A 24,179-nucleotide genomic window follows, 5' to 3' on the forward strand; every position below is an offset into this window, starting at 1 on the left:
AAATTACTTTAACTAAAAACAGTGATGTCTCCTCCTTTACCTTTTATTCGGCTGATCACTCGGATATGTAGCATGCTCTTTGTTTTCAATGTCCCAACTAATAATTGTCGCACTATCTCGTCCGAATTGATGATGAACATGTTCTAATACATAATGAACACTTTCGTCAAGTTCTATATTATTTCTATTCATATCATTATATAGATTCAATGGTGTTTCATAATGACGTTTGCCGCATTCTAATACTCCATCTGTAACCATTACAATTCGATTCTTTCCAGTACGTAATTCGCGAATGCCTGTTGAATAGCAAGGGACTGGTAAATGAAATGTGTTTACATTTCCAATCCATTCATAAAAATGACGCTGATTTAATGCATATTGTCCTAACTTATGTAATTCTTCATGAAATACATAAATGAGGCAATCGCCAATAGATAACCACCATATATAATTTTCTTTTCTTACACATATTAAGCAAGCTGTTTCACCTTTAATTTTTTGGCACTTTTCTTTAAATGAAGAGGACTGAAAAATTGTAAGTATATGATTTTCAACAGATCGAAATACTGTATCAATCGATTCATTCATCATTGCTTTTATATTTTCATATTCTTTTTGGATTGTATTTACTACCAAATCAACACTTTCCGCACTATTATGTCCATCTAAAATGGCTGCAAATTCCCAATCACCATTTGACCAAACTAACGCGCCATCTTCATTCTTTTTTGCTCCGGCACTTATATTCCCGCCATATGTACCGAGTACGATATCACCATAGTGTTTTACTGAAACTTCGTCTAAACACATCTTCTTATTTCCAACCCATGAATATTGTCTATTATTTGTTGTATGCATATTCACTCCCCATATACTTTCTTATTCTTTCGCATAGTTTTTTGATTTTCTCTGCGTCACCATATGGTGCACCAGCCCATCTCGCTATTTCAGTAGGTGACCAAAACTCTTTGGGTGTATTTGGATATCGCGGTATGATGTGCATATGCATATGTGGTACACCATTCCCTGAAACAAAAGTGTAAATATGTTCTGCACCTTCACTTTCTTTTAGCGCTTTACTTACTCTACTTGTTATAAGTCCGAACGTTTTTGCTTCTTCATCTGTTAGTTCGGCAAGGCCAGGTACATGTCTTTTTATATCTATCATTACATAACCAAGGTATGTTTCTTCCCTATCCCAGTGAACATGTCCAACGTAAACGAGTTCATCTTCGTAAATAGCTCCACCTGGAACTGTAATGTTTCCTCTATGTTTTTCGCAAATAAAGCAGTTTTGCTCTACTTGATTGTTTGTTGACATATCCATCACCATCCTTTTTATTTATAATATCATAAAAAAAGGAAAAACAGGATTTATATTCCGAAAATTCATTCTTTTAATAAAGAGATTTTTTAAATAAATTTACAAACTCAATATTTCTTCAAAAATGCAACGCCAATTACGATCCCTATCACAATTCCAATTACTAAATTACTAGTAAAGGCCCCTTGAAACACACCGATTACAACCCCTATACCGATACCTATTGCCAATGCGTCATTTCTTTTATTATTTTTAGCCAAAATTGCATCTCCTCCCATCATTTCTCCCTAAATAACATACATTTACTTGAATGTATTACTATAAACACTATCTCATTTAAACATTTCCAAAAAATGTGATTTAACTTCACATATAATATTTTCCATTTTCTGTACATACTCCTTTTATAATGAAAAAAATTCAAGTAACCATTGAATATATATAGGCATTTACTATAAGAAAGACCAGTAATTTATTTAAGGAGGAACAATTCAAATACATCCTCATTGGAATCCAAATATAAATCAACAATATGTGTATCCCCCCCATCCCGTAAGGAACACATTGCATCATGATTCACAATATATGATGCAGCGTATCGCAAATCTTGAAAGCCAATTAGCGAAATTAATCTCATTAATCGAAGAAAATAATCATTTAATTAAATCAATGGAACAACAACAAAACCAAGTTTGTGCACCAGCTGGTGGTTCTGTTATCGTTCGTATGTAATTTTGCTGAACAAAAAACACACTTTGTATAATAAAGTGTGTTTTTTGTTTATCTTCTTTTTTGATGAAAACCTTGTGTAATACGGTCTAATATAATCGCAATGACAACAATAGCTAGTCCTGCTTCAAATCCCATTCCGATATTTACTTGTGTTACAGAGCGGTATACATCAACCCCAAGACCTGGTGCCCCTACAAGAGATGCTGTTACTACCATAGATAAAGAAAGCATAATGCTTTGGTTCACACCAGCCATGATTGTCCCAGTTGCAAGTGGTAATTGTACTTTAAATAATTTTTGTGATGCGGTAGATCCAAACGCATTCGCTGCTTCTATTAAATCTTCTGGAACTTGTCTAATTCCTAAGTCAGTAAACCGAATTGTCGGGGGCATTGCAAAGATTACGGATGCAATAATCCCAGGTACTACACCTACTCCGAAAAATGTAATCGCAGGAATGAGATATACGAATGCGGGCATTGTTTGCATAAAATCTAATGTCGGTTTTAAAAATTTTGAAAAACGTTCATTTTGAGAAGCTAAAATTCCGATTGGGATTCCTACAATAATTGAAATAATAACAGATGTAAGTACGAGTGCTAATGTTTGCATCGTTTGTGCCCAGTAGTTAATATTTAAAATAAATAATAAACCCATGAGTGTAAAAATAACTAAAGATACTTTTCTCGTTGTGTACCAAATGAGGAAACAAAGGATAATAATCATCAATATGGCTGGTATTATTGTTAAAAAATTAGTGAGTAAATCAACGAATCCGCCGATAATATAAGAGAACCCTCGGAATAAGCCTTCAAAGTGCTCATATAAACTTGCAACAAATGAATCGACCCATTCGCCTAATGGAATACGTGGTATACTACTCATCGTCTTTCACCTCTTCCTCAATATTTCCTGCAAGAGCTTGAATGACACTTTCACGTTTAATAATTCCTCTTAGTCTTTTCTTCTCATCAATTACGGGTAACGGATATTTCATCTCCGCCATTTTTGCATATGTTTCCTCAAGTAAAGTATCTACATACACATGCGGGATATCGTTAAGTAATAAATCCGCAATTGGCCACTGTTTTTGAACGGCTTTACTTGCATCGTCCGCAGTTAATATACCTAAAAACTCATACTTTTTGTTAACAACATATACAGTTGATACACCAGCGTTCCTCATAATTTGAAGTGCTACACGTGGTCCACGATCAATCAATAATGTCTCTGGTCGTTTTAAAATAGATTCCGCCGTAATGACTTTTCCTAAATTCACGTCCGCCACGAACTTCTCGACAAATTCATTGGCAGGACTCATCATAATTTCTTCTGGCGTTCCAATTTGAACAATCTCTCCATCTTTCATTAATGCAATCCGATCTCCAATTCGAAGCGCTTCGTCTAAATCATGTGTAATAAATATAATTGTTTTTTCCATTTTATCTTGTAATTCTAGCAGCTCATCTTGCATTTCTTTTCGAATAAGTGGATCTAATGCACTAAATGACTCATCCATTAACAATACATCGGGATTATTTGTTAATGCCCTTGCGATTCCAACACGCTGTTGCATACCGCCACTAAGTTGACTTGGATAATTATCTTTATGATGATCAAGTCCTACTAACTGTAGCGATTCTAATGCTTTATGCTCTCGTTCCTCTACTGGAACTCCTTGAATTTCTAATCCGTACGCAACATTTTGTATCACTGTACGATGCGGAAATAAAGCAAACTTTTGAAAAACCATGCTCATCTTCGTTCTTCTCACTCTTCGTAACTCTTCTTTCCCCATCGTCGCGATATCTTCACCATCTATGTATATATGCCCTGCTGTTGGTCTAATTAATTGGTTTAACATACGAACTAACGTAGATTTCCCGCTACCAGACAGCCCCATAATTACGAAAATTTCTCCCGTATATACTTCAAACGTTGCCTTTTTCACACCAACGTTCATTCCTGTCTCTTTCAAAATTTCCGATTTGCTTTTTCCTTCTTTTAATAAGGTAAGCGCTCTTTGCGGGTGTTTCCCAAATACTTTTGTTACGTTTTCAACACGCACCTTTGTATTATCCATGTCACAACTCCTTTTCTACCATCTATTCACATAGTGTTGCGATTTTGCAAAGAAATATTACATAAAAATGACATTCATAAGATTTCTTTAAAATTCTCGTTTACGTTCATAATAAGAATGCTTACTTATACATTTATTTAAAAAGGCAAACGTTTCTTAGGAGGGTTTCAATGAGAAAGAAAATATGGCTTATATGCCTTTCGTTATTTATTACTATGATTTTCTCTTCATGTAATGCAACAAATGCAAATTCGAAAGGAAAAATTAAACTAGGTGTAACAAGTTGGAAAGAAAACATTGCCACGGCAAACATGTGGAAAGTTTTATTAGAACAAAAAGGTTACAAAGTTGAACTCATGTACTTAGAAAAAGCGGCAATTTGGACTGGTGTTGCTCGCGGTGATGTTGATGCTAATTTAGAAGTATGGCTACCCGTTACGGATAAACCGTTAAATGCTCGTTATAAAGATGATATTGTCTTAAAATCCAAATGGTATGAAGGTACTGGACTTGGCCTCGTCGTCCCTTCTTATATGAAAAACATTAACAGTATTGAGGATTTAAATGCACATAAAGATGAGCTAGATAACAAAATTGTTGGCATCGAACCCGGTAGTAGTCTTATGAATTTAACGAATAAAGCAATGAAGGAATATGATATTAAACTAAAACTTGTCCAATCTTCTGAAGCTGCGATGATGAGTGAACTAAAGAAAGCATATACGAAAAAGAAACCAATCGCTGTTACGCTTTGGAATCCGCATTGGGGCTTTTCGGAATTTGACTTAAAATATTTAAAAGACCCTAAGAAAGTATATGGTGAAAAAGATGACATTTATTACTCTGTTCGTAAAGGTTTCGAAAAAGATCATCCGGATATCATAAAATACTTTGACAAATGGAAAATGAACGATGAACAACTTGGTACATTAATGGTCGAGTTAAATAAAACGAAAGATCCTGAAGAAGCGGCGCGAAAATGGATTAAAAAGAATCAAGCGCTAGTTGATGAATGGGTAAAAGATTAATAAAACAGGCTAGAGGATAAACATATCCTCTAGCCTGTTTTTATCTTATTTTTTCGTAACAACATCATCTACTATCCCATATTCTTTCGCTTCTGCTGCAGTCATAAAATAATCTCTTTCTGTATCATGTGCTACTCTTTCAATTGATTGCCCTGTTTTTTCTGCAATCATTTTATTAATATCACGCTTTAACTTTAGTATTCTTTTTGCTGTTATTTCAATTTCCGTTGCCTGACCTTGCGCACCTCCTAGTGGCTGGTGAATCATAATTTCACTATTAGGGAGTGCAAACCGTTTCCCTTTTGCACCTGATAATAATAACAATGCACCAAATGATGCTGCAAATCCCATACATAGCGTTTGTACATCTGGTTTAATGAGATTCATCGTATCTAATATGGCAAAGCCTGCTGTCGTTGAGCCGCCTGGGCTGTTAATGTATAAAAATATATCTTTCTCGGCATCTTCCGCTTCTAAAAATAATAATTGAGCTACGACACTACTTGCTACTTGATCATTTATTTCTGAACCGATAATAATAATGCGGTCTTTTAATAACCTTGAATATATATCATAGGAACGTTCTCCTAATTTCGTTTGTTCTACTACATATGGAATTGCATTCATTTTTAATCCCTCCAATAATTGTTATGCCACGCAAAGCATACAACTGTAGGAAGAAGGTTTTTTTGCATTAAATAATAAGACTGGTTGTTTAGATGGTAACTTAGTAAAATCTATTGTCGGAAGAAGCTTTGTTAACAATTCCGGCTTTTCCTCACGAATAGACGTTACTACAACTTCAATATCATCTGTGAATTCGACTATCTCAATCCCTTCTTCACTTACAGTTTTCAGCCTATTTCTACTCCGAAATAAAGAAGCTTTTACTGCACCTTCCGATATGGAACATACTTTAGCAATATCAGCGATACTATATTGAAAAACATCCTTTAATAATAAAATGGTGGATTGTTGTACATTGAGTGACGATAATACTTTTCCTACCATTTCATGCAAATCTGCAATGTTCTCTTGTGGTTCTTCAAAAGTAATTTGTCCCTTTATTTTTTCATGAACTGATTTTGATTTCATCTGATCTATCCAGCGATTGCGAGCTATTTTATATACAAGTGTCATACAAATATCTTTATTACTATATTTTTGAAGAACTTTACAAACAGTTTCTTGGGCAAGGTCTTCGCCGTCCCATTTGTTTTTCGTTAAAAATGTACAGTACCTTTTCAATTCTCCGTATTGCTCAATTAAAAAATTTATATTTGAATGATTCATATCGATATGATTTTTAAAAATATGAGTTACTTTTGTGCACAAAATAACCACTCCTTTTCAGCGCTTACTTAATAAACGATTCAACAAATAAAAAAGTTACGGGGCATATAAAAAAATTATGTTTATGTTTAATAATTCGCGGTCATAAATATGTTATGTACAATATTACGTGAGGAGGAACAAATTTGCCAAAATTAACAATTGAAGGTGCGGGAACTTTTGATGTAAAAGAAGGCACAAAGTTAGTATTAGCGATTGAAGATAACGGTGTACGCATTCTCCATCGCTGCGGCGGGAAAGCCCGCTGCACAACTTGTAGAGTAGAAATTATAGCAGGTGAGTTTTGTGAAGCGAATTCTAATGAAAAAAATGCGATTACGGAAAAAGGAATTGAAGATCACTTACGTTTATCATGCCAAATGCACGTACATAAAGATATAGTCGTTCGCCCTATACTTACAGTAGAAAATTCAGGTCTTGATGCAGGCCCGCGTCCAGCAGAATAATATGATGAATTTAAAACAGCTTGCTGGTGAATATGCTGCTAACTTTGTAAAAGATGGGATGAAAGTTGGACTTGGTACAGGTTCTACTGTATATTGGTTGATACAAAAATTAGGTGAGCGTGTAAAGGAAGGATTATCAATTCAAGCTGTACCAACGTCAAAAGAAACGGAAGTATTAGCTAAACAGTTATCTATTCCATTAATCCCCTTAAATGAAATTGGTATACTCGATCTCACAATCGATGGTGCAGATGAAATTGATTCAAATTTACAATTAATAAAAGGTGGTGGCGGCGCATTACTTCGCGAAAAAATCGTTGCCTCCTCCTCTAAAGAACTAATTATCATTGCTGATGAATCAAAACTTGTAACGCATTTAGGTACTTTCCCATTACCTGTTGAAATTACACCTTTTTCATGGAAACAAACGGAAAGTAAAATTCAAGCTTTAGGTTGTCAAACAACGTTACGTTTAAAAAATAATGAAACGTTTATTACCGATAATAATAACTTGATTATTGATTGTGTATTCCCTCATGACATATCTAATCCTGCCAACTTACATACTCAATTAAAAATGATTACAGGCGTAGTTGAAACAGGGTTATTTGTTAATATGACTAGTAAGGCGATTATTGGAACAAAAAATGGAATAAAGCAATTATAATGAAGGCTGACTCTTACAGTCAGCTTTTTATATTTTCTCTTTATAGCGTAGCATTATGATATACTATGAAAACAAACGCACATCACATTAGAAAGGGCTGAACAAATTGCACTCCAAACTCATAACAGAACTCACAGATTTAGAAACTGCCTTTCATATTCGAAAAGAAGTATTTGTAAAAGAACAAAATGTCCCTCTGGAGGATGAATTCGATACATTCGATGAAATCGGTGAGGAATGTAAACATATTTTAGTTTATTATAACGAGCTTCCTGTAGGTACAGGTCGTATACGATTTGTTGACGGCGCAGGAAAATTAGAACGTATTTGTATATTAAAAGACTATCGTAAATACGGATTAGGAAAAGTAATAATTAAGGCGTTAGAAGAAATTGCTCGTGACAAAGAATCCACAAAAGTAAAACTACACGGTCAAACACAAGCTGAAGGGTTTTATGGAAAATTAGGCTATCAAACCTCATCTGAAGTATTTATGGAAGATGGTATTCCGCACGTTCTCATGACGAAAGTATTATCATAATAAAAAGGGTAGTATATGAATTCATATATTACCCTTTTTTAATTATAGAAAAGTAAATTCTCAAGATTTCCTTTTACATCAAAGCCCAACATCTCTTAGTTTATACCTAGATAAAGCTTACACTATTTTCCATAATGATAAGGCATAAATCCAGTTTGGATCCCCATTTCCTTGATAACCCTGGACTGCTTCATATACTTTTCCTTCGTGTAGTACTCTATCTCCCTTTTCGTATGCTTTCTTCGCATCCCACTCTTCATATGAAACGCTTTCATTTTTAGTAGTGATTGTGAAAATATCACTCTGTACAGATTCATTTCCAGCTACATCAACTGCTTTCACTACATATTTATAAGTAGTATTGGAGAGTAAATTTTTATCCATATAAGAAGTAGTATTGGATGTTGCAATCTTTTTCATTGATCCTTCTATTTCTCTATAAATATCGTAATGGTCTACACCAATATTATCGTCAGATGGACTCCACATTAAGTCTACACTTGACATTGTCGTTCCCATACTATGTAATCCTTTTGGTTGTGTTGGTGCTTCTGTATCAGGAGCCTCAACTGTTGTTTTCACTGTAAGTGCTGTACTTTCTTTCGAAACATTTCCAGCTGCGTCAATTGCTTTTACAGTATACGAATATTCTGTACTTGGTTTTAATTTTTTATCAATAAAATGAGTTCCTGGTACTGTGTCAATCATCTCTCCGTTACGGAAGATTTGATACCCTTTTACCCCTACATTATCCGTAGAAGGGTTCCATGTTAGTTCTATACTATTCGCTGTTACTTTTTGTGCCTGAATTCCATTTGGACTACTTGGAGCCTCTATATCTGGTTTCACATCATTGATAAGATTAACATCAATTACATTATAGAATGCATTTGCTGTATCAGCTACATCCCATACTGCTAAAATCACATGATATCCACTACGATCAGTAGGTACATTGATTTTGTGAGTTAAATGATTTGAGGCTGCAGAACCATCATGTTGTACAGTTCCAATTGGTTCAAAATCTGCCCTTGTGAGCGCTTTATTGGGATTCCATCCTTTTTTTGTAATATAGTAATGCCATTTGCTCGTTAAGTGAGGCGCTGTATACTTCCAAGTAAAAGAATTTTCCCCGCCTGTGATTGTATTTTTAAACCAACGATTTTCAGTTTGCTGATCTAAAATACCGCCAAATTTTCCGCCTGCAGAAGCGATTTGTCCATCAACTGGGCCACCTTGCGGGAATCCTTTTGGTGCTTCTAAGCTTTGCGGTTCATACATAACACTTCCGCAGTTTACATTTAGTGCGCCATAAGTTGGACTACATAAAGCAGATCGGCTGCTAGGCTTTTCAACAAAACCGTGCGCGTATGCATTTTGAGGAATAAGTGTCGAGCCAATAATTCCGGCTGTTAATGCAACAACTCCTAGACTTTTTTTGTTCATTTTCATATTTTGTAGTTGTTTTAAAAATCGATTATTCATATTCCTGTCCCCTTCTTGTTATACTTTGTAGTGTAATGTGGGCTTCGATGTAAAAGAATAACAAGAGACAATCTTGTATCAGTGTATACGTAAATATACACCGTGGTAAAGAAACATTTCACTTACTGAATATATCATGACATAGAAATCATCTAAATATGTGTAGAAGTTGTGCAGAAACAGTGACATCATTACTAACATGTAAAATTATACCCTAAGTAATGGTACATACTGGGAATTTCAGGTGCTTTTATCAAAATTGATATTCATCCTTTTTTCAAATAATAGAAAAGTGCCTATATCATTTAATATAGGCATTTTTTTCATGTGTAATTTTATACTGATTACTGACCTACAAATGTAGAAATTTCATCAACAGCTTGTTTATACCCACCGGATTTTTGGAAAGACTCCTTCAAATTCAAAGCAGCTTCTTTAAATGAAGGATTATTTAATATGAGTTCTACACTTTCACGTAGTTGTTCTTCAGTTAGTTCCTTCATTGACAACTTAACCCCAGCTCCAAGATTCTCCACTTGCTTTGCGATAACTGGCTGATCTGCACTTTGCGGAATTACAATAAGCGGAATCCCGTTATATAGTCCTTCATGTGTACTGTTCATCCCGCCATGTGTAATAAATAACTTTGTATATGTAAGTAGTTTTGTTTGTGGTACATAATTTTTCACAATGAAGTTTTTAGGAATTTTACCTAAATCACTTATTTTCGTTTTATTGCCAATAGACATCACAATCGTATAATCACTATTCTCAAACGCCTTCATACATAGTTTATAAAAATCAAGCGATTCATTAAAAACAGTACCTAGTGAAATGTAAATCGGGCTTTTTTCTTCAATTGCAGTAAAATCAAACTCTTCATTTTTCACTTGTGTAGAGATAGATGGACCCACAAATGTAAATGTTTCATCAAACATATCTCCAAAAGGTTGGAACTCCTTTATTGTATACACAATAGTAAGTGGCGCTGGATTACAGAAAACTTCATACGGCGAGTTTATTTTAACTCCGTATTTTTCCGCAATTCCCTTAGTTAAGCTTTCAAAATCATTATGTATCCTATCTTGCTCTTCTACTGGGATATTTTTAGACAAGTGGGCTAACATTTGTTCAAATGCTTTTTCATCCTGTGCAAAAGATGTAGAAGAATTTATTGCTGGAAGCTTTAGAATTTGAGAAATTATATGGCCACAGCCAAACATCGAATCGTGAATAATATAATCAAAATGTTCCCCTTCAATTTGCTCTAGAACACTAGGTATCACAACATCCACTGTATGCAAAAGGCCGTTAATTCTTTCTAATAAATAATTTCGACCACCGGAAAGAAAAGCTTTTATAAACTTTTGCTCGTCAATTGTTCGTACAGTAGCACCTGTCTTTTCAATACGCTCTCGAAAAGATTCTATTGAAAAATAAATTACCTCTTCCCCACGTGAAACTAATTCTTCTACGACTTGCAATGTTGGATTTATATGTCCTTCTGATCCAGTATTAATGAATAAAACACGTGCCATTATAAACACTCCTTACGTCAAATCTTGTCTATTATGTTAAGAATATAGATACTCTCCAAACACTTATATATATATCATGCTTTTATTAAATTGACCTTGCAAGCCTAAATCCAAGATCATCTATATGAAATGTAGGGTGGCTACGCCGGCGACAAGTCGCACCGCAACCTCTAGCTGCTTCAGCCCAGCTACCACCTCGAAAAATTCGGTATGATCCATATACTTTTTCATCATACAAATCATAGCACCATTCCCAAACGTTTCCTAACATATCATATAGTCCCCATGCATTTGGTTCTTTTTGACCAACGTCATGAATTTGTCCATTAGAATTCTCATTATACCATGCTATTTTCTCAAGTGTCCCATATGTATATCCCGTCGTATTTGCTTTACACGCATATTGCCACTCTGCTTCAGAAGGTAATCGGTATCCATTTGAAGCTAAATTACAACTAACAATTAGACTATCATCACTAATAGAATAATATTCTTTTAATCCCGCTTTTTTTGAAAGTAAATTACAAAATAAAATGGCATCATTCCAAGAAATATTTACAACTGGTTTATTATTATCTTTGAATAAATTTGGTTTATGATTCGCAATCGCATCATATAATTCCGTCGTCACAACATACTTTGCTAGAAGAAATGGTTTAACTTGGACTTGCCATTCTTTTTTAATTCGATCATCTCTTAATACTACTTTTCCTTCTGGAATTTTCACCATATTAGAATCAACCGGGCCAATGAATCTATTCAATCCGATCCCCCCCATGTTACTTCTTTTTATAATCTAACTATTTATGGTATCGTACTTCTCTAAAAATAGTCTTACTTCATTTGAGGATTTTAAAATAATAACTTCTTTATCTGTACTCAATTGATTTAGCCTCTTTAAAATTGAAGGTCGTTTCGTCTTAGGATATTCCCATATCCATTTAAAAAATTGCAAGTCAAACCTTTCCTCACATCCAGCCCCCATATCCGGTCTTGTTTTATTCCGATATTGTACAATCCTTTTAAAAGCACGATAAACACATATTGTTCTATGAATATCAAGAAAGATAATTGTATCAGCTGCGTTAATTCTTATGTCCATTGTCCCGCCATAATTCCCATCAATAATCCACTCATCTTCTTTAACTAATTCATTTTGAACCCTTCTTTGCTCCTCTTTCGGTACACCCTCCCAATTTTGTTTCCAAAATAACGCATCAAGATGATGTACTTTAATATTTAATTTATTTCCTAATTGCCTTGCTAATGTAGATTTTCCTGAACCACCAGAACCTATTAATATTATTTTTTTCATAAATACCCCTGTTTATATCTCTTATTTCTTCCGTAATATAAACTCAAATAGAAATCCTACTCCAACACCAATTGTATAAGCAACTAAATCACTCCACAAAAATCCGTAACCTAATACGAGTCCACCTAAAGTCGTTGCACGAATATTATCTATCCATTCAACATGATACAATTGGCTCACTTCAATCCCGTAGCAAAATAGCAAACTAATAAAAGCCAATTTCTTCGTTTCTATTTTAGGAAATAAAAATCCGAATCCAGTAAAAATCATCAATGCCCATAAAGCATCGCCTAAGTACTCGTTTAATAGAAAAGGTAACGCAAAAGCTAACTTTCTTGAGCTAAGACCTAAAATAATTACAAAGATAGTAAACAGTGCATACAATAGTCTATTTCGCTTCGTTTTCATTTCAAGATCTCCTAATATGTAATTTAAAATTGTAAATAGGTAGTAAAATATAATTATTTTACTACCTATTTTTTAATGGCTTTCATAATAAGAAAATGTGGATTTGTATTTAGATAATGATATGATTTTTCATTTACTTCTCTCATCTTTTCAACTGGCCTCGGTTCCACCATTTTTTCTAACACGAAATAATTTGTTGTTTCATTAACTATGTCTTGGAGTGCCCTTCTAAAAAAGCTAACTTCTATTGTAATATTTGGTTTAACCCAAGTATCTACTAATAATTGTTTTTCGAAATAATTTTCACTAGTAAACTTTGTAAAGTCCATAAAAGGATGATGAATGGAGTATATAAATTCTCCACCAGGCTTCAATACTCGGCGAAACTCCTTAAATACTTTATTCCAATTTTCTAAGTAATGAAGCGTTAACGAACTTACAATAATATCAAATGTATTATCTGCAAATGGTAATACATCTTGCAGGTCATGACAAAGAAACGTTGCATTATCACCTATACTTTCCTTTGCAGATTTTATCATTTCAGAACTTACGTCAATTGCAGTAACGTTTGCCCCTCTTTCTATAAATTGAGAAGTATACCATCCAGCTGCACATCCAGCATCTAGTATACTCTTCCCTTCTAAATTCTTTGGAATCATCTCCATCATCGCTGGCCTTTCATAATAACTGTTATATGGATTTGCCGAGTCTAGATTTTCTTTATATGTACTCGCTAATTTATCATATGTACCTTTGATCGTGTCTTTCAATACGCCCACTCCTTATACATACTAATCTAATAACTCTTGCTGCTTTTTCTTTGAAAATGATTGTAGAACTAAATCATATGACCAATCAATCATCTTATTAATTTGCTCTTGCTCTACACCTTTATGTATATACACTGTATTCCAATGTTTTTTATTCATATGATACCCCGGAATGATTGCTTCTGGATACTCTTCTCTTACTCTTAGTGCAAGTTCTGGATCACATTTTAATGTAATCGCAGATTTTTCTCCTTCTTCATCGTTTACTATCGCAAATATTTTATTATTAAGCCTCATACATGTTGCATTCCAACCATCTGGTGAATCTTCTGTCGCTTTTCTTTTCGATAAACAATATATTCTTGTTGCATTCATTCTCATTAACACCTCTTATTCTTTCACAATTTGATTACGATGCATTACAATTTGTTTCGTCGCTTGAAATTGCTGTTCGCCGTAAAACTTTATTAATTTCTCTCCGCAAAATAGACTAACAATATGAACATGAGATATCTCTTGAAGTAATATTGTAAGCATCTTCTCCCCGATACCTTTATTTCTTACACTCTCATGCACGACAACATCTTCTATGTATGCTCGAAAAACACCATCAGAAACAACTCTAGCAAATCCGATTAATTCATTTTCTTCCCATACCCCAATCGCTATACTATGCTTTAACATATTTTGAATATCGATTTCTTTTCTTTCTGGCCACCAACCGACAGAGTCATAAAGTTTTTTTATTTTGCCTACGCAGATCGGCTGTTCATGTTGCAATTTATACGTGTACATTTTCTTTCTCCCATCAAACTGCCCATTATATTTAATTTGTCTTACTTTCTCCAATATAAAACTTTAGAATCCAGCTTGTTATGAAAACCTACATAAGATTAATTTATAATATCAATTTTACAATTGCAATATATACAGCCACTCTCTCATCCTTTCCTATTACTTCTATATTAAAAATAGCACGTAATATATTAAGTTGACTAATGATAAAAGCCGCCCAATAGAACGGCTTTTATCTTCATTTAATTTCATACCACCAACCCTTCCTATCAAGCCAACCTTTCATACCGTTTAATTGCGCATCGCTAGTTGGATCGGAAATAAAATACGTTAAGCCATCTGATTGTAAAATGAAGGTCGCAGTCATTTTTAAAGAAGTTAATGCTCCCATAACATCTGGAGTTTCATGAGGTGAAAAGGCTCCAGATTGAATGATATTTTGTTTCGAAACTTGTGCTTGTATGTTTTCTTGTTTTGGTACCGATTCAGTAAACCAAGACAGGGGCTTATTTCCTATCAATTGGTTTAAATCACATTTACCGATACCAGGTACATTACCTGTCTCCGTGTATTGCCAAATATCACAAGGATATGCTGGTTTATTACCACCATACCTAGGAATCCATAAAAAATCACTTTTTACGTTCGCCATACCGAAAGGCTCATATACATGATGCCCAACATATAAACCAATTTTCTTAGCACCTAGTCGGCGTAACTCATCGATAAAAGCTTGCGTACCAGCTCTCATATCATCCATTGTTTTCACTTCTACATCAGCCACCCAAACTGTAGCGCTCTTATCACCGCGATTCCAAAAATCTTGCGCTTCCTTCTTCGCATCAGCAGTTGAAATAAAGCGACAAAATCCATAGTTACCAAATGGAATATTTCTAGTTTTCATTGCTTGGACATAATTTTTATATAAAGGATCTACATAATTTGATCCATCTTGTACCCTAGCGATTACGAAATCTAATTGTGGAGCGGCTACATCCCAGTTAATGTTACCGTTCCATTTTGAAATATCTACAATGTAACCCATTGCTTAACACCTCCTTTATTAGTATTATATTCAGAGCTCGTCTTATTGCTCTTCTGCTCTTAAAAATTCAACAGCACTAGTTAGAAAAAACCTATACTACAAGTGTCTTCTACAAAGACAGTAACTCATTTCCAATAAAAAAGAAAATCCTAGTTTTACGAACCGCACTATTTGTTCCCAAAATTGCATCAGATTAAGTAGTTGCTATATACAAAAGAAAAAAGCATCACCTTATTTGGTGATGCTTTTAAAATCCACTTTTCTTCTAGAGCACGAATACGATTCCTATAACCTCTTCTCTAAAAAGTGTTGACTATGTCCTTTAGGATAATCTTCAACAACACCGTATTCTCGGTAGCCGTGCTTTTTATAAAAGTTTGGTGCTTGAAAACTAAATGAATCTAATAATATTAATCTACAACCTTTTTCCTTCGCAATGTCTTCGATTTTATGTAGCAGTTGACTGCCATAACCATCATGACGAACTGTTTCATCAACCCATAAAAAATCTATATGCAGATAATAAAAATACATCGTTCCTGTTACCCCACCGAATATTTTTCCATCCTCATCTTTCACTACGAAACTTACTTGCTCCATCGGCTGTTTTTCTTCATCTGTTAAAATAGACATGTTATATTGAATTAATTTATTTTTTATGTATTCTCCTTCGGCACGAGTACCATTTTCTATGTGTTTCATATATTTCTTCCTTTCAACTTAATAAGCTACCTTTAATTTTTACTTTTTCTTTTTAAAATACTAATAAACATGAATCCACCATAAGTAACAAAGCATGAAAAACCAATTATCCCTGGCACAGAGACATAGCCTATTCTTATATAACTAATAACGGCAAAGCAAGCGATAGACAATAAAATAGATGGCCAAAATATAAGAGCTGTTTTTCTTCGACTCTCTTTCGATGTACTTTCTTTCTCTTCAGAAACACGTGTGCCAAAAAGCAATACAATACAAATAAGGATTGCTGCAAAGTATATCGTATCTAATGACAGAGTATGATCGTAAACCGCGATTCCAACTTCCAAAGCAATAATTGTTAAGATTAATATGATTATTGTTGAATTTTTTAAGTTTCGTTTCAATCTCTCACCCCTAGCAGGCCATCATTATATTTTTTGTATATGCATTTCAAAGTCGATACAACGGTTTCATCTACTTTGTTATTATCAAATCGATTAGGCAAATCTTTGCCTCCAATAACATATAGAAGCGGGTATTCATGAAACATCCCCATTATACCAATATTTATTATTGCTGTGGGCAAGCCACCTGTCATATGAGCTATATGATAATAAGGTATCCCTTCATATTCTCCTTGTTGCCTTACCATTCCATTTATTATTGGTTCCCATAATTTCGAATCACTTTTATAACATTTAAAAATATGTACTAAAAGTGAATGTACTTGATTTAACTCTCCAACATTCTGTTCATCTCTAGGGTTTTCTTGGACATGTATCTTGGAAAAATACGTTGAAACATACTTTCTAATAAAGTCCCATCCTCCGCAGTGCATTACAATTGACTGTGCAATATAACTATCATGACACGCTATCATCACTTCAACAGCTTTACTAAGTGTTAATGTATCTCTCCCTTGCAAATGTGGATATAATTGTGCGCTATCTTCTTTCGGATTAAATTTAATTTGGTGAAGTATATCATTCCAACTAATTTGTTTGTCTTTTATCATGTTTGCTACTGCAAATCCAATTGCCACTTTTGCTGCTGATGCTAAAGGAACATACAGTTCATTATTATAGGAGGCAATTATATTATCATATTTTGTTGAGTACACAACCACTCCAAGTTGACCAAATTGTATTTCTTTCATTTTTTCTATGACAGTCTCCATATTCTTACCTCTTTTTATATAGTTTTATCATCTTCTCAAAATTCGATATAGAATATAAAAAACCTTTTTTGTTACATGATATTTATGTATACAATAAAAAAGATAGCATGAAATTTCTCTATGCTACCTTTCTAAAATACATAATTCGCATAACGCAAACATTTACTCTTCCGTAGGCTTTTTAGGACCATTTAGCTCCAATTGATAAAAAGCTAAATCTAACCACCTATTAAACTTATAACCAGCCTTCTTAATTGTCCCCGCATGAACAAATCCATAGTTTTCATGTAAGGCAATGCTTTTCTTATTTTCTGCATCAATTCCAGCAATTAAGGTCATATATTCCCTTTCTTTTGCCATTGCAATCAATGCTTTCATTAAAGCAGATCCTATCCCATTTTTTCTATATTCCTTATGAACATACACGGAATGCTCAATTGAATATTTATAGGCGGGCCAAGCTCGAAACGGTCCAAATGTCGCAAACCCTACTACTTTATTATCTAATTCGCATACTAAAATTGGATAACCTTCAGCCTTTTTTGTTTCATACCAGTCTATTCTATTTTCAAAGGTTACAGGTTTATACGTATATACGGCAGTTGTATACAGTATGGCATCATTATAAATATCTAACATGTATGCTACATCTTGTTTCCTTGCTTCCCTTATCATCGTTTTCTTCCTTTCCTCTAATTTCACTCCTATATACGAATACGAGCTTTTCGGAAACCATCAAATATATTTAATGCGGCTGATATAATGTAAATGATAATACCTCCACCTATTAACCACGTTTTAAATTCCTCTGGAGAAGTAGTAAACACATTTGCCACAAACGTAATAAATCCCTCGTTAAATAAATGCGGATTTACTACAACTACAATGAATACTATTGTTCCAGCTATTTGAAGAAAAGCATTCCCAATTGCCAACTTTTTCGTCCATTGTCCCTGTACTAATTTATAAAGAGATATAGCTATTTCAAAAACAATTATAATTACAACGATTGGCCAATACTGAAGTAACACATCTTGATTAAAGGTAGGCGTGACAAACTTCAGTCCGTTTTCTGTACCATGATATACACCTACAAGATGATTCGCATAAAAATAAAGTGATGCCCATATTGCAGTCCACATTAACCCGCCAAATACTTCGAACTTTGAAATCGACTTTTTCTTTGGGACATACGAAGTATTTTTTAAATCATCAGGCGTCCATTTTTTTAAACTTGTCGTCAACGGTTGGGTACCTTTGTCTTTATCTGTTCTTTCTAAAATTGCAAATACAAGTGTCAACCAGAAAAACACATGGAGGCCTACTTCGATAATTTCCCCAATTCCTTTACCTATCACATTTAAAATAACATTTAATACCGCTTGCTCACCATTATATCCTACAAAATTTTCTGCAACCATTGCAATGAGTGCGATAACAGCTGCAATTGGTATAATCATTTTTAATAACGTCGTATATACATCAAAATAACGTGGTCCAATTAAATGCATCGGTCTATCCAAATATCCATTAGCCAATGAAACGGGACTTCCCAATTTTTCAAGAACTCTTTTTTCGTCGTTTTCACTATAATCATCAGGTAACATATCCTCGATTGTTGACCGTAATTCAAGAATAATATCTTCACGATTTTTTTCAGGTAATCTCTTCGCTACTTCTTCTACATAAATATCAATCAAATTCATTTTTGTCCTCCTCCTTTAATAGGTTATAAAGCTCTTTCGAATCCTTTATCCATTCTTTCTTCAGCTGCAAAAATATCTCTAATCCGTATTCACTTAAAACGTAATACTTACGAGGTCTACTCTCCGTTTTATCCCAACTACTCGTTACTAGCTCCTGCTTTTCTAATCGGCGAAGCAGTGGATATAACGTACTTTGATCGATTGTAATCCCTGATTGTTCCAATAATTGGACAAGTGAATACCCATACTGCGGCGTTCTTAACTGGCTTAAAACCGCTAATGTTAATGTACCTCTTCTTAATTCAGTAATTAACGAATTTAATAAAGCATCCATTCACTCACCTCATTTTCATTACTATATGTCATACAGTATGTGTTTTATACTATGTATCGTACAGTATTGTAGTGATAAAAACAATAATAATTTACCAAAAAATAGATAATAAAAAAGCACAAACTATATAATTTGTGCTTTTCTGGCTATTTAAATGCTTATAACAATCTTAATTTTGTACCTCTTGTAATATAAACTCTCCACTTTCTTTAATAAATGGGGTAACATCTACAATCGCCTCAATATGAATTACTCCATATACATGCGGATATTCTAGACCGTTAGAAGCAAGTTCATATTTTATTTCTGCTTTTATTAAGGATGGATCAATTGTCAGTAATAAAACATCTTCTTCATGACTAAAATGTTTTTCAGCAACTTCTAAAGCTTGTTTTAAAAATGAACAATGAATAAATCCCTCTTCTTTTAGTGACATTTCATTAATTTCTCCATTTATCTTTGCAATTTCCCAATTTCTTTTTGCTATTACCTTTGTAATCATAGTTAGTTTCTCCCCATGTCTTTATATAGAAAAACAAGAGGTTCTTCTTTTTGTTACTAGAAAATCCTCTTGTTTTTCATATTTATTTTAATCCTTTAATTAAAGGCGATGCTTCTCCGCTATGGAAAATCCATAAATCATGAAGCGACCTTGTACATCCAACATACAATAACTTCGCATCGTGTTTTGTATTTTTATAATGTTCTTCATCAACGTCGATTAGTAGAACCGCATCAAATTCTAGCCCTTTCGCCAAGTATACAGGTACTACTGAAATACCACCTTCATATTTACTTTGATCTGCTTCAATGACGTTTACAGCTAATCCTGCATTTGTTAATTTCTCATATATATCGCGGCATTCATCATCTGTTCTTCCTATTACCGCAATTGTTTTCACATCTTCATTTTGTAGATGTTTTAACGTCTTCATAATCTCATTAAATTGATCCTCTACATGGATTACTTTAACCTTTTCACCACTACGAAAAACTGGTGTTGCGAGTCCAACTGGAATCTCTGCATTTTTAATTATTTCGTTCGCAAATTCTATAATTTCTTTTGTAGAACGATAACTTCTCGTTAATTCATAATAACCTGTTTCTTGAAATACTTCCTTAAAAGCACTCCAATCTTCAATTCCTTGATAATCATAAATCGCTTGAGATAAATCACCTAATATAGTGAAAGAATTACCTAGTGTAATTTCTTTTAATACATACACTTGGAATGGTGAGAAATCTTGCGCTTCATCAATAACGACGTGATGGAATTTCTGTCCGATTTCAATACCTGTTATTCGGTGATGTATGTAAATTAAAGCTGGTAAATCTTCTACATATACTTCTTTTTTACGACAATTCTTTTCAGTTTCTTTCACAAGATCTTCAGGTAATACTTCGAGTATTTCTTTACTTTTCAATATTGAACTATATAGTGAAAGTGAGCTCATTTTCGGCCAAAACTTCATATATGTGTTCAATCTCTTTGTCGCTTCTTTTTTTAGTAATTTCTTCTCGTTTGTTTCTCCATACTTTTTCAGTTCAATTTCAATCCAGCGCTTCATTCGGCCGACTAATCTTTCTCTTCTTTTCTTTAATGGATAATGTTTATATTCAACCTGCATCCATTTTTTTATGTCTTCTATTGGAATAATAGCTTTATCCCATGCCTCAAAATCACTTGTTGGTACCAATTCCTTTTCAAATTGGACCATTCTCTCTTCAATAAAGGACTTAAATTCCAGCGTGCCTTTCAATTTACCGAGCATAACCTTTTCTTCATCACGATTAATAGAAAATGCTTCTTTCAACTTTTCTTCTGTTTGCTTTAATTTCACCGAATCATCTAACATACGTAATGCCCAATCTGCGAATGTTGTTTGACTAATATTCCCTACACCTAATTCCGGAAGCACACTCGAAATATAGTCTAAAAACAGACTATTCGGAGCGAATACAATCATTCTCTCAGCTTCTAATTGCTCACGGTATTCATAAATTAAAAAAGCAAGGCGATGTAAAGCGATCGTTGTTTTTCCGCTCCCTGCAACCCCTTGAATAAGTAGTGGTAAGTTTCTTTCCGCACGAATAATATCATTTTGCTCCGATTGTATCGTCGAAACAATATCCTTTAGTTTATTATCTTTATTCTCACCTAATCGATATAGAAGAAAATCATCGGCATGCGAGACATCTTCATTTCCTTTTACATATGTATCAACAACACGTTCTAGTTCTCTTTTTCGAATAGAGATGTTTCGCTTTAAATACACATCACCTTCTACTAATCCGTCTGGTGACTGATAAAACGCTAATTCGTCACCACCGGTAAACGAATAAAACATACTTGCGACAGGTGCCCGCCAATCAATTACAATTGGTTTCATTGTATCTTTATGTGAAACACCTACTTTACCGATGTAGATCGGCATAACATCTTCCTTGCCATCCTCCTGAAAATCTAATCTTCCAAAGTACGGCTCTTGCACTCCAATACGTAAGTTTTGTCTATTAGATTCTCTCATACTTTCTAAAATTTGTTCTTTAAAATCATCTCCATAATAAACCGGAATGTTTTCGAGCTGTTCTAATTGATCATCCATCGTACTTAATGTATCTTTCATTTTTTGTAACTCTTCTTCAAAAATGTTGTTCATTTGATGATTCCCTCCTGTCCGTTCTAATTTTTCAGTCGAGATACAATTGTATTAAAAACTCGTTTATAAAGTCAATAGTTTCAATTTAAATTTTCCGAAAAAACTCACTTTTCATCTTTCTAATTTTGAAATCTTATCGTTATTTTTACATTATAAGAATATAAAACATCTAAATTACAACACTTTACATATAATAAAACAATGCATATAAATGCTATTTCTATTAATAATAACGATTTATACACTAACTTACTAAAGTTCTCATATCCCTTTCTATCAATTTCCTCCTTTCACTTGTAAAATAATGAGAAGTGTCAATAGATAAATACCAAAAATAAAAAAGGAGTTTATTCGAAATGACTACAACCAATAGAAAGCATGTAAAGTTACATTTAATTATTTTTGTGTTAATTGTGCTAGCAAGTGGCTGGATTGGTGTATTTCTCGATTCTCTTCTAATAGATCAGCCTGAAGGAAACTCTTTAGGTATGGGATTATGGCTAATATTACCCTTTCTCGCAAGTATCTTACTTAGAATTATTGGTCGAGATTGGAATGATTTTGGTATCAAACCAAATTTAAAAGGAAACTTTAAATGGTATTTCGTAGCAATACTTATTTATCCATTCGTTACACTAATAACTATATGCTTAGCTCTATTTTTCGGAGTCGTTAACATATCTAACTTTGAGATGTCCTCATTATGTTCTCTCATACTCATGTCTACTATAGGTAATTTTATTAAAAATATTTTCGAAGAGTTCTCTTGGCGCGGTTATTTAACTCCAAAACTGATTGAACTAAAGTTAAACGATTGGTTTATTTATATTATTTCTGGTTTAATTTGGGCTCTTTGGCATGCCGCTTATTATTTAGTTTTTTTACCAAATGAATATTTTGAATCTATTTCTAGGTTAAATATGCTTTTATCAGGATGCATACTTATGGTTTCTTGGTCTATTATGTATGTTGAAATATATAGACTTACAAAGTCAGTATGGCCATGTGTTATCATGCATGCGATTGAAGATGCCGTTCCTACTGTTTTAATAACTATAACCGGTATTATTACGCTTACAAATAGTAGTGATTTTTGGTTAAATCCTATTAATGGTTTCGTTGCCACTGTTTTATTTCTGGGCATCGGGATTGTACTAAGGTCCATAAGGATAAAAAAGAACGGCAATTAAATACGAAAGACAGTCAATTATTCACACTATAAAAGTAAAAAAGAGTAAGGAATTAATCCTTACTCTTTTTTACTTTTATACGATATGATAAACATTCATTTAATGACGCTTGCTCTTTATATGCTCTCTCTTCAAAGTCATACGCCCCTCCTGGGAAAATCCCAACTATACTGAAGCGAGCCTCTGCACATAAATTATTAATCTCATCTATAGTATAGCAACGTAAAGATTGTGTCACAATATCATTTGAAGAATCCATTTCCCACCAATGGTCCAGCATTCTAGCATTTTCACTATCATATTCATATTTTCGCATTGCAGAATAAATCGGCATTTCTTGTCCATTTGCTTTTTCCCAATATAAAGGTTGATAAATATCAATAAGTGCACACCCATCATCTTTCAACCAACTATGGATGCGTTTTAATAAAAATAATTGTTCTGCATCCGTTCCTACACCAAATCCGTCCAAATAAGTAACGACATCAAACTTTTCTTCAAAATTAATTTTATAAAAGTCAGCACAGTGAATAACAATATCATTAGTAGAATGTTCTTTCGCAAACATAACTAACTCTCGTACTAGCTCAACTGTAGTCATCTTTACATTCAAATTAGACATCGCTCTTGCAAATCCACCATTTCCTGCTCCTAGTTCTAACATCGACTGAAATGTATATCCAACTTGTTCTTGTACTTCTTTAGCAACTTCCTGTAACCAATTTTCATTATTTACATCATAGCTTAGTAGTTCAAATTGTTTTTTATAAAATTCTTTTACATTTAATTCGTTCATTAATATTCTCCTCCTGTATATTATTTTTCTGCTACAGGTGAGAAACTAAATTTCTGATCCCCATGAAAAATCCTCCTT

The 24,179-nt window shown here is 33.7% G+C and carries 30 protein-coding genes and 1 pseudogene; 6 read left to right on the forward strand and 25 right to left on the reverse strand.

Annotated elements, in window-relative coordinates; translation table 11 throughout:
* Nucleotides 1–36 precede the first annotated feature (36 nt).
* From MHB74_RS13480 to MHB74_RS13490, 3 genes are all read right to left on the reverse strand, one after another.
* Nucleotides 37–861: a PP2C family serine/threonine-protein phosphatase gene (locus MHB74_RS13480; RefSeq protein WP_081110387.1), complete on the reverse strand. Its 825-nt coding sequence runs from the start codon at nt 859–861 to the stop codon at nt 37–39.
* Nucleotides 845–1,336 (reverse strand): HIT family protein, encoded by a 492-nt coding sequence (locus MHB74_RS13485; RefSeq protein WP_257144601.1) that lies wholly within the window; start codon nt 1,334–1,336, stop codon nt 845–847. The genes MHB74_RS13480 and MHB74_RS13485 overlap by 17 nt, the downstream gene beginning before the upstream one ends.
* A gap of 98 nt (nt 1,337–1,434) precedes the next feature.
* The gene (locus MHB74_RS13490; protein ID WP_061679758.1) at nt 1,435–1,605 is read right to left on the reverse strand and encodes a hypothetical protein; all 171 of its coding nucleotides are present in this window, start codon (nt 1,603–1,605) and stop codon (nt 1,435–1,437) included.
* Nucleotides 1,606–1,822: 217 nt separating this feature from the next.
* Here MHB74_RS13490 and MHB74_RS13495 point away from each other — a divergent pair, with 217 nt between their 5' ends.
* Nucleotides 1,823–2,059, forward strand: a complete 237-nt coding sequence (locus MHB74_RS13495) for a hypothetical protein (RefSeq protein WP_061679757.1) — start codon at nt 1,823–1,825, stop codon at nt 2,057–2,059.
* 48 nt (nt 2,060–2,107) lie between these two features.
* On the opposite strand, the gene MHB74_RS13500 is transcribed toward MHB74_RS13495, so the two are convergent.
* Together MHB74_RS13500 and MHB74_RS13505 are read right to left on the reverse strand one after the other, a co-directional pair.
* Entirely contained in the window at nt 2,108–2,944 is an 837-nt protein-coding gene (locus tag MHB74_RS13500; RefSeq protein WP_061679756.1) for an ABC transporter permease, read from the reverse strand.
* A complete protein-coding gene (locus MHB74_RS13505; RefSeq protein WP_061679755.1) occupies nt 2,937–4,142 on the reverse strand; it encodes a quaternary amine ABC transporter ATP-binding protein in 1,206 nt (401 codons plus the stop codon). Before MHB74_RS13505 ends, MHB74_RS13500 begins: the two co-directional genes overlap by 8 nt.
* Nucleotides 4,143–4,312: 170 nt before the next feature.
* Here MHB74_RS13505 and MHB74_RS13510 point away from each other — a divergent pair, with 170 nt between their 5' ends.
* Entirely contained in the window at nt 4,313–5,170 is an 858-nt protein-coding gene (locus MHB74_RS13510; RefSeq protein ID WP_061679754.1) for a glycine betaine ABC transporter substrate-binding protein, read from the forward strand.
* A gap of 45 nt (nt 5,171–5,215) precedes the next feature.
* Here the strand turns inward: MHB74_RS13510 and clpP are convergent, their stop codons facing one another.
* Together clpP and MHB74_RS13520 are read right to left on the reverse strand one after the other, a co-directional pair.
* Nucleotides 5,216–5,797 (reverse strand): ATP-dependent Clp endopeptidase proteolytic subunit ClpP, encoded by a 582-nt coding sequence (gene clpP / locus MHB74_RS13515; protein ID WP_061679753.1) that lies wholly within the window; start codon nt 5,795–5,797, stop codon nt 5,216–5,218.
* 21 nt (nt 5,798–5,818) lie between these two features.
* On the reverse strand, nt 5,819–6,505 hold the full coding sequence (locus MHB74_RS13520; protein ID WP_061679752.1) for an RNA polymerase subunit sigma-70: 687 nt from the start codon (nt 6,503–6,505) through the stop codon (nt 5,819–5,821).
* A gap of 143 nt (nt 6,506–6,648) precedes the next feature.
* Here MHB74_RS13520 and MHB74_RS13525 point away from each other — a divergent pair, with 143 nt between their 5' ends.
* The 3 genes from MHB74_RS13525 to MHB74_RS13535 all read left to right on the forward strand — a co-directional run bounded on the left by MHB74_RS13525 (nt 6,649) and on the right by MHB74_RS13535 (nt 8,177).
* The gene (locus MHB74_RS13525; RefSeq protein WP_061679751.1) at nt 6,649–6,969 is read left to right on the forward strand and encodes a 2Fe-2S iron-sulfur cluster-binding protein; all 321 of its coding nucleotides are present in this window, start codon (nt 6,649–6,651) and stop codon (nt 6,967–6,969) included.
* Between the two features lie 4 nt (nt 6,970–6,973).
* Nucleotides 6,974–7,636 (forward strand): ribose 5-phosphate isomerase A, encoded by a 663-nt coding sequence (gene rpiA / locus MHB74_RS13530; protein ID WP_061679750.1) that lies wholly within the window; start codon nt 6,974–6,976, stop codon nt 7,634–7,636.
* 106 nt (nt 7,637–7,742) lie between these two features.
* Nucleotides 7,743–8,177 (forward strand): GNAT family N-acetyltransferase, encoded by a 435-nt coding sequence (locus MHB74_RS13535; RefSeq protein WP_061679749.1) that lies wholly within the window; start codon nt 7,743–7,745, stop codon nt 8,175–8,177.
* A 117-nt stretch (nt 8,178–8,294) separates the two neighbouring features.
* On the opposite strand, the gene MHB74_RS13540 is transcribed toward MHB74_RS13535, so the two are convergent.
* The 17 genes from MHB74_RS13540 to MHB74_RS13625 form a co-directional block, all read right to left on the reverse strand.
* On the reverse strand, nt 8,295–9,662 hold the full coding sequence (locus tag MHB74_RS13540; protein ID WP_061679748.1) for a lytic polysaccharide monooxygenase: 1,368 nt from the start codon (nt 9,660–9,662) through the stop codon (nt 8,295–8,297).
* 344 nt (nt 9,663–10,006) lie between these two features.
* On the reverse strand, nt 10,007–11,200 hold the full coding sequence (locus MHB74_RS13545; protein WP_061679747.1) for a macrolide family glycosyltransferase: 1,194 nt from the start codon (nt 11,198–11,200) through the stop codon (nt 10,007–10,009).
* A gap of 85 nt (nt 11,201–11,285) precedes the next feature.
* On the reverse strand, nt 11,286–11,978 hold the full coding sequence (locus tag MHB74_RS13550) for a formylglycine-generating enzyme family protein (protein ID WP_061679746.1): 693 nt from the start codon (nt 11,976–11,978) through the stop codon (nt 11,286–11,288).
* 18 nt (nt 11,979–11,996) lie between these two features.
* Nucleotides 11,997–12,515: a DNA topology modulation protein gene (locus MHB74_RS13555; RefSeq protein ID WP_061679745.1), complete on the reverse strand. Its 519-nt coding sequence runs from the start codon at nt 12,513–12,515 to the stop codon at nt 11,997–11,999.
* A gap of 21 nt (nt 12,516–12,536) precedes the next feature.
* Nucleotides 12,537–12,923 (reverse strand): ribosomal maturation YjgA family protein, encoded by a 387-nt coding sequence (locus MHB74_RS13560; protein ID WP_061679744.1) that lies wholly within the window; start codon nt 12,921–12,923, stop codon nt 12,537–12,539.
* 65 nt (nt 12,924–12,988) lie between these two features.
* Complete coding sequence (locus MHB74_RS13565) at nt 12,989–13,696, reverse strand: class I SAM-dependent methyltransferase (RefSeq protein WP_061679743.1); 708 nt, start codon at nt 13,694–13,696, stop codon at nt 12,989–12,991.
* A gap of 21 nt (nt 13,697–13,717) precedes the next feature.
* Nucleotides 13,718–14,071 (reverse strand): MmcQ/YjbR family DNA-binding protein, encoded by a 354-nt coding sequence (locus MHB74_RS13570; RefSeq protein WP_061679836.1) that lies wholly within the window; start codon nt 14,069–14,071, stop codon nt 13,718–13,720.
* 15 nt (nt 14,072–14,086) lie between these two features.
* Nucleotides 14,087–14,491 carry a GNAT family N-acetyltransferase gene (locus MHB74_RS13575; RefSeq protein ID WP_061679742.1) on the reverse strand — a complete coding sequence of 135 codons (405 nt, stop codon included), beginning with the start codon at nt 14,489–14,491 and terminating at the stop codon, nt 14,087–14,089.
* A 238-nt stretch (nt 14,492–14,729) separates the two neighbouring features.
* Nucleotides 14,730–15,536 (reverse strand): GH25 family lysozyme, encoded by an 807-nt coding sequence (locus tag MHB74_RS13580; protein WP_061679741.1) that lies wholly within the window; start codon nt 15,534–15,536, stop codon nt 14,730–14,732.
* 285 nt (nt 15,537–15,821) lie between these two features.
* Complete coding sequence (locus tag MHB74_RS13590) at nt 15,822–16,238, reverse strand: GNAT family N-acetyltransferase (RefSeq protein ID WP_061679740.1); 417 nt, start codon at nt 16,236–16,238, stop codon at nt 15,822–15,824.
* 32 nt (nt 16,239–16,270) lie between these two features.
* A complete protein-coding gene (locus MHB74_RS13595) occupies nt 16,271–16,642 on the reverse strand; it encodes a hypothetical protein (protein ID WP_061679739.1) in 372 nt (123 codons plus the stop codon).
* Nucleotides 16,639–17,415: a serine hydrolase gene (locus tag MHB74_RS13600; protein ID WP_061679738.1), complete on the reverse strand. Its 777-nt coding sequence runs from the start codon at nt 17,413–17,415 to the stop codon at nt 16,639–16,641. The genes MHB74_RS13595 and MHB74_RS13600 overlap by 4 nt, the downstream gene beginning before the upstream one ends.
* Nucleotides 17,416–17,577: 162 nt before the next feature.
* A complete protein-coding gene (locus tag MHB74_RS13605) occupies nt 17,578–18,090 on the reverse strand; it encodes a GNAT family N-acetyltransferase (protein ID WP_061679737.1) in 513 nt (170 codons plus the stop codon).
* Nucleotides 18,091–18,119: 29 nt separating this feature from the next.
* Nucleotides 18,120–19,121 carry an HAAS signaling domain-containing protein gene (locus MHB74_RS13610; protein WP_061679736.1) on the reverse strand — a complete coding sequence of 334 codons (1,002 nt, stop codon included), beginning with the start codon at nt 19,119–19,121 and terminating at the stop codon, nt 18,120–18,122.
* Entirely contained in the window at nt 19,108–19,455 is a 348-nt protein-coding gene (locus MHB74_RS13615; protein ID WP_061679735.1) for a PadR family transcriptional regulator, read from the reverse strand. The genes MHB74_RS13610 and MHB74_RS13615 overlap by 14 nt, the downstream gene beginning before the upstream one ends.
* A 169-nt stretch (nt 19,456–19,624) precedes the next feature.
* On the reverse strand, nt 19,625–19,957 hold the full coding sequence (locus tag MHB74_RS13620; RefSeq protein ID WP_061679734.1) for a DUF952 domain-containing protein: 333 nt from the start codon (nt 19,955–19,957) through the stop codon (nt 19,625–19,627).
* Between the two features lie 82 nt (nt 19,958–20,039).
* On the reverse strand, nt 20,040–22,115 hold the full coding sequence (locus MHB74_RS13625) for a HelD family protein (RefSeq protein WP_061679733.1): 2,076 nt from the start codon (nt 22,113–22,115) through the stop codon (nt 20,040–20,042).
* A gap of 356 nt (nt 22,116–22,471) precedes the next feature.
* On the opposite strand from MHB74_RS13625, the pseudogene MHB74_RS13630 reads away from it, so the two are divergent.
* Nucleotides 22,472–23,337, forward strand: a pseudogene (locus tag MHB74_RS13630) (CPBP family glutamic-type intramembrane protease).
* A 20-nt stretch (nt 23,338–23,357) separates the two neighbouring features.
* Here MHB74_RS13630 and MHB74_RS13635 read toward each other — a convergent pair.
* Nucleotides 23,358–24,101, reverse strand: coding sequence for a class I SAM-dependent methyltransferase (locus MHB74_RS13635; RefSeq protein ID WP_061679732.1), 744 nt, complete (start codon nt 24,099–24,101; stop codon nt 23,358–23,360).
* Nucleotides 24,102–24,179: the final 78 nt, after the last annotated feature.

Source organism: Bacillus sp. FSL K6-0069 (assembly GCF_038007785.1).
GTDB classification, from domain to species: domain Bacteria; phylum Bacillota; class Bacilli; order Bacillales; family Bacillaceae_G; genus Bacillus_A; species Bacillus_A mobilis.

Bases quoted from the DNA above. Each gene is read 5' to 3' on its own strand.
- rpiA (WP_061679750.1), top strand. From the start codon at position 6,974: ATGAATTTAAAACAGCTTGCTGGTGAATATGCTGCTAACTTTGTAAAA.
- MHB74_RS13540 (WP_061679748.1), bottom strand. From the start codon at position 9,662: ATGAATAATCGATTTTTAAAACAACTACAAAATATGAAAATGAACAAA.
- MHB74_RS13605 (WP_061679737.1), bottom strand. From the start codon at position 18,090: ATGATAAGGGAAGCAAGGAAACAAGATGTAGCATACATGTTAGATATT.
- MHB74_RS13570 (WP_061679836.1), bottom strand. From the start codon at position 14,071: ATGAATGCAACAAGAATATATTGTTTATCGAAAAGAAAAGCGACAGAA.
- MHB74_RS13610 (WP_061679736.1), bottom strand. From the start codon at position 19,121: ATGAATTTGATTGATATTTATGTAGAAGAAGTAGCGAAGAGATTACCT.
- MHB74_RS13625 (WP_061679733.1), bottom strand. From the start codon at position 22,115: ATGAACAACATTTTTGAAGAAGAGTTACAAAAAATGAAAGATACATTA.
- MHB74_RS13580 (WP_061679741.1), bottom strand. From the start codon at position 15,536: ATGGGTTACATTGTAGATATTTCAAAATGGAACGGTAACATTAACTGG.
- MHB74_RS13600 (WP_061679738.1), bottom strand. From the start codon at position 17,415: ATGGAGACTGTCATAGAAAAAATGAAAGAAATACAATTTGGTCAACTT.
- MHB74_RS13620 (WP_061679734.1), bottom strand. From the start codon at position 19,957: ATGATTACAAAGGTAATAGCAAAAAGAAATTGGGAAATTGCAAAGATA.
- MHB74_RS13500 (WP_061679756.1), bottom strand. From the start codon at position 2,944: ATGAGTAGTATACCACGTATTCCATTAGGCGAATGGGTCGATTCATTT.
- MHB74_RS13590 (WP_061679740.1), bottom strand. From the start codon at position 16,238: ATGAAACACATAGAAAATGGTACTCGTGCCGAAGGAGAATACATAAAA.
- MHB74_RS13550 (WP_061679746.1), bottom strand. From the start codon at position 11,978: ATGGGGGGGATCGGATTGAATAGATTCATTGGCCCGGTTGATTCTAAT.
- MHB74_RS13480 (WP_081110387.1), bottom strand. From the start codon at position 861: ATGCATACAACAAATAATAGACAATATTCATGGGTTGGAAATAAGAAG.
- MHB74_RS13560 (WP_061679744.1), bottom strand. From the start codon at position 12,923: ATGAAAACGAAGCGAAATAGACTATTGTATGCACTGTTTACTATCTTT.
- MHB74_RS13635 (WP_061679732.1), bottom strand. From the start codon at position 24,101: ATGAACGAATTAAATGTAAAAGAATTTTATAAAAAACAATTTGAACTA.
- MHB74_RS13505 (WP_061679755.1), bottom strand. From the start codon at position 4,142: ATGGATAATACAAAGGTGCGTGTTGAAAACGTAACAAAAGTATTTGGG.
- MHB74_RS13555 (WP_061679745.1), bottom strand. From the start codon at position 12,515: ATGAAAAAAATAATATTAATAGGTTCTGGTGGTTCAGGAAAATCTACA.
- MHB74_RS13615 (WP_061679735.1), bottom strand. From the start codon at position 19,455: ATGGATGCTTTATTAAATTCGTTAATTACTGAATTAAGAAGAGGTACA.
- MHB74_RS13545 (WP_061679747.1), bottom strand. From the start codon at position 11,200: ATGGCACGTGTTTTATTCATTAATACTGGATCAGAAGGACATATAAAT.
- clpP (WP_061679753.1), bottom strand. From the start codon at position 5,797: ATGAATGCAATTCCATATGTAGTAGAACAAACGAAATTAGGAGAACGT.
- MHB74_RS13485 (WP_257144601.1), bottom strand. From the start codon at position 1,336: ATGGTGATGGATATGTCAACAAACAATCAAGTAGAGCAAAACTGCTTT.
- MHB74_RS13575 (WP_061679742.1), bottom strand. From the start codon at position 14,491: ATGTACACGTATAAATTGCAACATGAACAGCCGATCTGCGTAGGCAAA.
- MHB74_RS13510 (WP_061679754.1), top strand. From the start codon at position 4,313: ATGAGAAAGAAAATATGGCTTATATGCCTTTCGTTATTTATTACTATG.
- MHB74_RS13490 (WP_061679758.1), bottom strand. From the start codon at position 1,605: ATGGGAGGAGATGCAATTTTGGCTAAAAATAATAAAAGAAATGACGCA.